This is a genomic window from Helicobacter sp. UBA3407 (assembly GCF_949747025.1).
In the GTDB taxonomy this organism is placed as follows: Bacteria; Campylobacterota; Campylobacteria; order Campylobacterales; family Helicobacteraceae; genus Helicobacter_D; species Helicobacter_D ganmani.
On the sequence record NZ_CATKCB010000141.1, the window covers coordinates 1 to 9,075 of the forward strand.

Below are 9,075 nucleotides of genomic sequence, written 5' to 3' on the forward strand. Positions count from 1 at the left end.
AATCTTGCAAGGCAACTACACCTTTAACTTTTGAGCATTGCCCACATTGCGAAGAGCTTTTGACGCTCAAAACTTTTGTGTTTTTAAAGGAAAAACAAGATGAAACGCGTTACTCTTTTCTGTGATGGTTCTTCTTTGGGGAATCCGGGAAGTGGCGGTTGGTGTGGAATTTTGCGTTATGGAGAGCACGAGAAAATTTTAAGTGGGGGGACGCAGAGAGCGACAAATAATCAAATGGAGCTAACGGCTTTGATTCGTGGTTTAGAGGCTCTTAAAGAACCTTGTGAAGTTTTAGTTGTTTGCGATTCTAAATATGTTTTAGATGGTTTAAGTAAATGGTTGCCAAATTGGATTAGGAGAGACTTTAAAAATGTCAAAAATCCAGAACTTTGGCGGCTTTATTTGAAAGTCTCTAAACCGCATAAAATTGAAGTGCAATGGGTCAGGGGACATAGCGGACATCTTGAGAATGAAATCTGCGATAAAATCGCCAAAGAAGAGGCGTTAAAATTTAAAAATATTTAAGGATTCGTGTGGATTTACAACTTTTTGAACAAACTTTAGGCTATTGCTTTAAGCATCAGAATTTACTCAAAGAAGCCTTAACACATAAGAGTGCCAAAAAAGGTGCGCATAATGAGCGTTTGGAGTTTTTAGGCGATGCAGTTTTGGATTTGATTGTTGGAGAATTTTTATACCGCAAGTTTCCCCATTCTCCAGAGGGAGAGCTGTCCAAAATGCGCGCTTCAATGGTAAATGAAAAGGCATTTGCCAAATTGGCACGTTATTTAAATGTGGGAGAGTATCTTTATATCTCCTCTTCTGAAGAGCAAAATAAGGGGCGAGACAAGGATTCTATTCTTTCTAATGCGTTTGAGGCGGTTATGGGCGCAATTTATTTAGAAAGTGGATTAGAATCTGTGCGCAAGATTATGTTGTTGTTGTTGGAGGAAGTTTATCCAAAGATTGATTTAAAAAGTCTGTTTTACGACCATAAAACTGCTTTGCAAGAACTCACACAAGCAGTCTTCGGAATCACTCCAGAATATGTTGTTTTAGATTCCTTTGGACCCGACCATAATAAAGAATTTTTGATGAGTGTGCAGATTTACGATAAGGAATATGCCAGGGCAAAGGGCAAAAGCAAAAAGGAAGCGCAACAGATTTGTGCCAAAATGGCATTAGAGATTTTAAAACAAGAGAAAAGTTTATAAGGATAGGTAATGAATACTTTTGGACAGGCTCTTAGGGTTACGACTTTTGGCGAGAGCCACGGAGAGGGGATTGGCGCGGTAATAGACGGGTTACCAGCGGGATTGGAGATTGAAGAGGAGTTTCTTGCGCTTGAAATGCAAAGACGTGCAGGTGGAAAGAATCTTTATTCCACGCAAAGAAAAGAGGCAGATGAGGTAAAAATTCTAAGCGGTGTTTTTGAGGGCAAAACAACCGGAACGTCTTTGGGATTCTTTATCCAAAACACTGCCAACAAGAGCAGGGATTATGATTCTATCAAAAACCTCTTTCGTCCAGGACACGCCGATTGGACATATTTTCATAAATACGGAATCCGAGATTATCGTGGCGGAGGACGCAGTAGCGCAAGAGAAACAAGCGCACGTGTGGCAGCAGGCGCGATTGCGAAAATGCTTTTGAAGCCTTTTGGAATTGTTTTTCAAAGTGGAATCTTAAGTATTGGAGAAATTAAGGGGGAAACAATAGACTTCCAAAATGCGCAAAAAAGCGAAATCTTTGCCTTAGATAAGCAAGTAGAATCGGCTCAAAAAGAAGCAATTTTGCAAGCAAGAGAGGCACACGATAGCTTGGGTGGCGTAGCTTTGATTAAGGCAAGTGGAGTGCCCTGCGGATTGGGCGAGCCATTATATTATAAGCTAGATTCTGCAATTGGAGCTTTGATGTTGGGATTAAATGGTGTCAAAGCCGTAGAAATTGGCAATGGTGTAAAATCGGCAAGACTTAGAGGCTCTCAAAACAATGATATGATGAATGCGGAGGGTTTTGTAAGCAATCATTGTGGTGGAATCTTGGGGGGTATTAGCAATGGCGCAGAGATTCTACTCAAAGTGCATTTTAAGCCCACGCCTAGCATTTTTTTGCCTCAAAGCACACAAGATACGCAAGGCAATGTTGTCCAATGCGAAATCAAGGGCAGACACGACCCTTGTATCGCGGTGCGTGGGAGTGTAGTTTGTGAATCTAGCCTCGCACTGATTCTAGCGGATATGCTTTTGCTGAATGCGACAAGCAAGTTAGAAAATTTACAAAAAATTTATTCTTAGAGGTGTTTTTGGGTGGCTCAAAGTGCTTTAATTGCTGCTGATGGTAAGCTTGGTGTGGGATTAGGACATATTAGTCGTTGTCGGGCTTTGCAAGCAGAGTTGGAATCACTAGGATTTGAAGCAAAGCTAGTAGATACACAGGAATTGGAAGAGAATTTAAATCAAACTTTATGGGATTTAATCGCGATAGATTCGTATGTATTGCCCCTAGAGGCTTATGAAAAAGTAGTGCGTTGTGCAAAAACTTGCTTGTTTTTTGATGATACTTTGCGTTTAGATTATCCTAAGGCTATCTTGCTAAACAATGCAAGCGGCGTGAATGTCGCTCAATATAGAGAAAAATATCCTCATCATTTGTTGTTTTTGGGAAGTGATTATCGTCTGTTGCAGCCTCCTTTTGTGCAGGTATTAAAGAATCCACCGATTCCTTTGAAGCAAGAAGTGAAAAATGTATTTATTACTCTTGGCGGAAGTGATATATTAGGCTTGAATAGTCCTTTGATTGTTGCATTTAAGAGGGCTTATCCTGATTTGAATTTGCATTGTATTGCAAGGGATTCTACAATTTTGGGCGCGAAACTCTATCGTGATTTATGCGTGCAAGAAATGGTGGATTTAATAAGACGAATGGACCTCTGTATTTGCGCCTGTGGGCAGAGTTTGGGAGAGATTCTAGCTTGTGGAATTCCTGCGATTGCACTAGAGGTGGCGGCAAATCAGAATGCAAATCTTGTGAGTTTTAAAAACTGCATTTTGAGTATTCCTAAGGCTTATGCACTTTCTTGCGATTCTATTTGTTATCAAGTATTAGAGCATTTTAAATCCTATTCTTCTTTGCATTTGCGCACAACACATCAAGCGCGTGCTTTAGAGATTTTGAAGCGTCCGACAAAGTGGAAAGAGTTTGGCAAATTTTTAAAGTAAAATATTGATTGGTGGGATTTTAGGTTATGAAATCCCAAAATCAAGGGCGAGATTTTGTATTTTGACTTAAAAGTTTTGCAATTTGCCATTGCGAGCGTAGCAAAGCAATCCGTAAGTTACAAAAATCAACCTTGAAGCAACAGAATCGTAAATAAGAGATTGTAAAATCAAGTAGAGATTTTGTATAATGCGAACATTTGATAAAAGGAAAAATATGCGAAAAATTGTAGGTTTGCTAGCATTTGTGAGTATGGCACTTTTTGGGGATTCTGTAAAAGAAATTCAAATGTATTCTAGCCCAACTTGCGGTTGTTGTGAGGAATGGGCAAAATATATGCACACAAAGGGTTTTTTGGTGCAATCTCATAAAGATGATGAGTTGTTTATGAAAATCAAGGAGGATTTTAAGATTGCCCCTAAATACCAGAGTTGTCATACGGGTGTAATAGAAAAAAATGGTGTGAAATATGCGATTGAAGGGCATGTACCTGTTGATGCAGTGGAATGGTTGTTGGAAAATCAGCCAAAAGATGTGATAGGCGTTTCTACGCCCGGAATGCCACAAGGAAGTCCGGGAATGGAGCAGGGCACTTACGAGGAATATCCTGTGGTGTTAATGACGCAAGAGGGTGGATATAAAGTTTTTGGCATTTATAAGGGTCAGAAAAAGTTAAAAAGCGGAAATGTGAAGTAGAAATTACCTTTGATTTCTTGGTATTGTAGGGTTTTTCTTGTCTTTATGAGATTCCACTTGTGGAATGCAGAATTTTAACTTTAACAATGGAATCTTAAAATCAAGGGCAAGATTTGGATTTGCAAGCGTGGGCAAATTACTTCGTGATGTGCGCTTCGTAGTATTGTTTTTCGCAATGACAGATAAGCAATTTAATCCAACTCTGCACACATTCTCTCAAACTCTTGATAATATTTCCAAGATTCCACAATATCGGGGCGCACTTGTTTGATATGCACAAACTCTTTCTCAAAATAAGTTTGATAGATTTTTCTTAAATCTTTATGTTCTTTTAAATATTCTAACACTTGAGATTCGGTTACTTTGTTGGTTTCAATACTTTGAATTTTCTCTTTAAGGGCAAAAAGATATTGTTGCAGGTCGTTTTTGAGATTGGAATGATTAGCTTGGTATGCAATTTCTTGTGATTGCTTTTTATCGGCAAGAATCTTTATCTGAAGTCCAAGAGAATCTAAATTTAATTGAGAAATAATATCCATATTGTCTTGCAGAATGGAGAATGTATGATTTAATAATTCGTTTTTATTGTAATCATTTATCGCAAGGAATCCTCCAACTATTGAAGAGCTTAAATTTAATCCCAAAATAAATTCTATGTTATATGTGCTTTGCTCCACCAAAATCTTGATTTCTTCATTCACCCTAAAAATTATGGGCAATAAATATCTGTATTGATTATTGATTTTACTTTCATAGAATTTCCTATCCTCCTCTTTGGGCAGTGGGAATCTAAACTCTTGAGATAATTGCGTCATTGTATCAAAAGTTCTTTTGCCTACGATTTCTTGCATATCAAGATAGTGGATAGAGCTTGCATTTCTAATTTCTTGAATGGTTTGATGATATTCCCAAATGCTTATATTTCCAATATTTTTATTTTTCAAAACACTTTCTAGTAAATCCAAATGTGGTTTATCCTGTCCCCCGTAAGTTACTCTATCTAATGCTTCTTTGTGTTGATTAATTTCATAAATCCATTGATTGCTTTTATACCAGCCGTGATTTATCCCGTGTTTTAATCTCCCAATTGGGTCTCTAAGATTAATCAACACAGGAACTTTAGCATCTGCTAAAGCGAAAATATGCTTTCTATTTTCTTTATCTTGCATATAATTTATATGCGTTAAAAAATTGATGTGATTTGTTAATAAAGTTTGATATGCGGCATAGTAATCTTTTTTTGCGTATCTTGTGTTGGATAGAGAAATGATAGAAGCACCACATTGATAAAGAAATGCAAGTAGTGCCAAATGTCCGCTCAATCCAAAAAAAACCAATATTCCACAATAATTCCTCGGCAATGGCAAATTCAAATCCCAAGCAAGTTCCGCAGGGATACTCTCATAGCTTAAGTTTGGATAAGGTTGGATAGAATCTCTATTCTCTCTTTGGGATTCTACATTGCATTCTTTAGATTCTCTCTCCTTTATTCTTAACTCTGTTTCTTTATTATGATTGTTTTTCTCTTTAGATTCTCTCTTTGCATTCAATCTCTCTGGATTCAGTAAAGGAGGATAAGGGTGATTCGTGTTAATGTATTGTTCTTTAAATTCTTTAGAGTTAAGCCATTGTAGGATTTCCTCTTTGTGTTTTAAAAGGAAAGGTGTTTGAGTAGAAAAAGGAATTTGAGAAAAAAGTTTAAAAAAGAAAGATTCTATCTTAAAAGAATTGTTTTCTTGAGATTTGAGTTTGTGCATTAGGGTTTCTATTGCCTTTAAAAAAGAAAGAGAATCTAAAAGAAATTCTTTAGGAATAAAGCAATAAGAAAGATGTAATTCTTGCAGTTTTGCTTTATATTCTTGGTGCAGTTTATAAATGTGTTTAGCTTCTTTTATTTTCTTGTTTAATGTAAAATATCCTCCTTTATACCAAATCTTATCTGCCTTGCTTAAAGCTTCTCCTAAGAGATAAGCTAAATGGTATTTATAAGATAAAGATTCTGGATAATCTTTACAAGATTGCAAGGGAGGATATTTAAGGGAGGGAAAGACTTGTATGGTTTGTTTATAGAATTGCTGTTGTTGTTTGTGGGTTTGTTTAAGTTTATAAAGAGAAAGGAGGAGGTTTAAAAAGGCAAGAGGTGTAAAGGAATCTAAATAAGGGTTAGAATGCCCCCCCCCCCGCACAGGAATAGAATGATTTAGAGTTTCTTGAGGTTTAAAAGAGAAAGGAGAGTTTGTTTTGTTATTTTGAGATTCTTTAGAGTTGAAGTTTTCTTGTGAGATTCCTTTTCTTTGTTTATCGTATTCTATTAAGGCTAAACCTAATTTATAAGCAAGATGATTCTTTATTCTTTCTTTAGCGGAATGGGGATTAAACATTGTGTTGGAAGTGCAATACATTAGGGATTCCTTTGGTTGATGTTTATTTTCTTTTATGTTTTGGGATTCTAAGAGGATAGGATTAATCCTCTAAATAATATTCTATCGTAGAGACAACACGCACATTCTTAATGTGTTGCGTATTTTGGTCTCGGTTGCTAATACTAAATTGCCCTTGTGTTGCGCGTTTGATTCTACCAAGTTTGCTATTAGAATCCTTAGCAAACTTCTGTGCAGCCTCTCTTGCATTAAGTGTAGATTCTTCAATCATTTGTGGCTTAATGGAATTGAGCTGCGTATAACTATATTCTACATCATAGGTATTAATATTGATTGCGATTCCCTCTTGTCCAAGCTCTGTAATGCGCCCAAACACTTCTCTACCAAGTTCTACTTGCTTTGTGTATAAAATCACTTCACCGCTACCAGAATAACGATAAGTTACCCTTCTATCGTCCGCATAATCATTACTAAGTTTATCGGTGATATTGGGCGAACCAATCGTAATCTCGCTTTTCTCAAACCCCATTTTCTCTAAAAATTTCACAATTTTTTGAGAATTGCGTTCTACTTCAGTATAAAGTGCGTGCAAGTCGTTGTTCGCAAGACGAAATCTAAGGGGCAAAATCATCACATCTGCGAATACTTCTTGCTCACTCAAACCCTTGACGACTACGCTACGCTCGCCTGCGCGAAATTCTTTCACGGCAAGGTTCGCACCCACACCAAACACAATACTGCAAGCAATCAAGCAAAGACCTAAAGTAGCCACTGCGATTCTATCCATTACTTCTCCTTTAAATGTTAATTTATTTATCTTAAATGTTTTTGGGACAACTCATAAATACGTTGGAAAATCTCATCAAAATCCACTCCATAGGCGCGAGAATCGCCAATCGTTGTAAAGAAATTTGTATCCCCAATGAAACGTGGAATCAAATGTAGATGTAGATGCTCTGGAATCCCCGCACCTCCCGCGCGTTCAATATTCATTCCTAGATTAACTCCTTGCGCGCCAAACTCTTTTAAAAGTGCAACACCTTTTTGTGCAATTCTTTGCATTTGTAGCCAAATTTCCACATCTAAAAGCTCTGGTGAAGGGATATGCGTATGGGGAATAATCAAAAAATGTCCGGGCGTATAGGGAAACTTATTCATCACGCAAAATACTTTATCATTGCGGTAAAATACGCGGTTTGTGAAGTCGGATTTTTGCAACACAGCGGAATCCCCCCTACCCTCAAATAGAGGTTGAGATTTTGTATTTAGAGGAGAATCTCCTTTGGAAATAGCGCAGAATACACACTCTGTGCTTTTGTCTTTGAAATACCCGCTTCTCCAAGGCGCATACAAATACTCCATTGTATCCTCTCACCTTTTAAATATAGCTTGGTGCGTCATTGGCAAAAAGAATCAAGTTGCCACTATCTGTAGTTGTCTTTAAAATATGCTCAATATGCGATTTGTCCTTAAGAACGATTTTTTGAGGCTTACGAATATGTTTGCGCAACAATTTAGAATTCAGCTCTCCTGTAATAATCGCTAAATCAAACACTTCACTAATGGCTTCGGCTAATTGGATATTTGCTTCTTTGGAACTTTCTACAAGACCCGGTGTTACGATGATTTTCTTACCTTTATGCAAGGAGGATAGGCGAATTGCTTCAAGCATTCCATCAAGATTTCCATTATAACTATCGTCTAAAATAATCTTTTCATTCACAGTAATCTTGCTTAGGCGATGATTAATAGGTTCTAGCTTCTGCACTCGTTTTATCAAATGCTCTTCACTGACGCCCAAATCTTTCGCAACCGCAATCGCCGCACTAATATTAATCACATTAAACGCACCCAAAATACGCGTTTTAAATTCTAATTTCTTGCCATCTATTTTAAGAACAAAGCTTGTTCCTTCAAGCGTTGCTACTATTTCACTTGCATTTTTGGGAAAATTAACAATCCTCACGGGACAATGGCTTGGCTGAATGTTGCCCTCATAGATATAAGCTCGGCTCAATTCCTTGCTCTCTAAAATTTCATATTTTGCACTATAAATATTTTCTATGCTTTTAAAATACTCAATGTGTGCTTCACCAATTTTTCCAACAACTGCAATCTGTGGGGAAAGCAAATCTACAATCTCTTTAATGTCTCCCGCGCCCCTAGCACCTGCTTCTACGATATAAATATCTGTTAAGGGGGAAAGATTTTGATTAATATCTGCAATGATTCCTGTTAGCGTATTGACGCTTCTTGGTGTCGCATAAACTTTAAAACCCTCCTGCAGCATTTGAAACAAAAAGTTTTTTAAGCTTGTCTTGCCATAGCTCCCTGTAACCGCTATGATTGTAAGGTTTGGCATACTCTCTAACTTATCTAAAGCAAGTTTTTTGTAACGATTGAGCAGGATTCTTTCTATCAAAGAAGAAAGCGCAATAGAAATAAAAAGCGGGAAGAGATAAACAATTTGAATCAAAATAGAATATTCTGCAACTTTTAAAAGCAATAATTCATTAAATAAAATAAAGGCGATGTATAACCCAAAAAATCTTAGGATTCTACTTGTCAAAACCAATCGTTTGCTCAAATAAAAAATCCATACACCCAGCAAAACAACATAAAGATACAATCCAATATAACAATAAAGATTATTCGGTATTAGAATAAAATAAATAACAGGAAACACAAAATAAAACAAATGCCATTTCTGCTTATGATGCCTAAACAATACGCGCATAATCTTGTAATGATACCACTGAAGATTTATCATCACATAATA

At 36.9% G+C, this 9,075-nt stretch carries 9 protein-coding genes; 5 read left to right on the forward strand and 4 right to left on the reverse strand.

Going from position 1 to position 9,075, the window contains the following annotated elements:
- Positions 1-99 precede the first annotated feature (99 nt).
- The 5 genes from rnhA to Q1553_RS05105 all read left to right on the forward strand — a co-directional run bounded on the left by rnhA (position 100) and on the right by Q1553_RS05105 (position 3,915).
- Entirely contained in the window at positions 100-525 is a 426-nt protein-coding gene (rnhA, locus tag Q1553_RS05085; protein ID WP_115550806.1) for a ribonuclease HI, read from the forward strand.
- A gap of 8 nt (positions 526-533) precedes the next feature.
- A complete protein-coding gene (gene rnc, locus Q1553_RS05090) occupies positions 534-1,214 on the forward strand; it encodes a ribonuclease III (protein WP_115550805.1) in 681 nt (226 codons plus the stop codon).
- Positions 1,215-1,223: 9 nt separating this feature from the next.
- Positions 1,224-2,297, forward strand: coding sequence for a chorismate synthase (gene aroC / locus Q1553_RS05095; protein WP_297570738.1), 1,074 nt, complete (start codon positions 1,224-1,226; stop codon positions 2,295-2,297).
- Positions 2,298-2,309: 12 nt separating this feature from the next.
- On the forward strand, positions 2,310-3,221 hold the full coding sequence (locus Q1553_RS05100; protein ID WP_115550803.1) for a hypothetical protein: 912 nt from the start codon (positions 2,310-2,312) through the stop codon (positions 3,219-3,221).
- A gap of 214 nt (positions 3,222-3,435) precedes the next feature.
- A complete protein-coding gene (locus Q1553_RS05105; RefSeq protein ID WP_115550802.1) occupies positions 3,436-3,915 on the forward strand; it encodes a DUF411 domain-containing protein in 480 nt (159 codons plus the stop codon).
- 191 nt (positions 3,916-4,106) lie between these two features.
- Here Q1553_RS05105 and Q1553_RS05110 read toward each other — a convergent pair whose 3' ends face one another.
- The 4 genes from Q1553_RS05110 to murF form a co-directional block, all read right to left on the reverse strand.
- Entirely contained in the window at positions 4,107-6,317 is a 2,211-nt protein-coding gene (locus Q1553_RS05110; RefSeq protein ID WP_300842790.1) for a DUF2972 domain-containing protein, read from the reverse strand.
- 61 nt (positions 6,318-6,378) lie between these two features.
- On the reverse strand, positions 6,379-7,083 hold the full coding sequence (locus Q1553_RS05115) for an SIMPL domain-containing protein (RefSeq protein WP_297579441.1): 705 nt from the start codon (positions 7,081-7,083) through the stop codon (positions 6,379-6,381).
- 26 nt (positions 7,084-7,109) lie between these two features.
- Entirely contained in the window at positions 7,110-7,658 is a 549-nt protein-coding gene (locus Q1553_RS05120; RefSeq protein ID WP_115552291.1) for an HIT domain-containing protein, read from the reverse strand.
- A 16-nt stretch (positions 7,659-7,674) separates the two neighbouring features.
- Positions 7,675-9,075 (reverse strand): UDP-N-acetylmuramoyl-tripeptide--D-alanyl-D-alanine ligase (gene murF, locus Q1553_RS05125; RefSeq protein WP_300842791.1); only part of this gene is annotated, 1,401 nt, incomplete at its 5' end.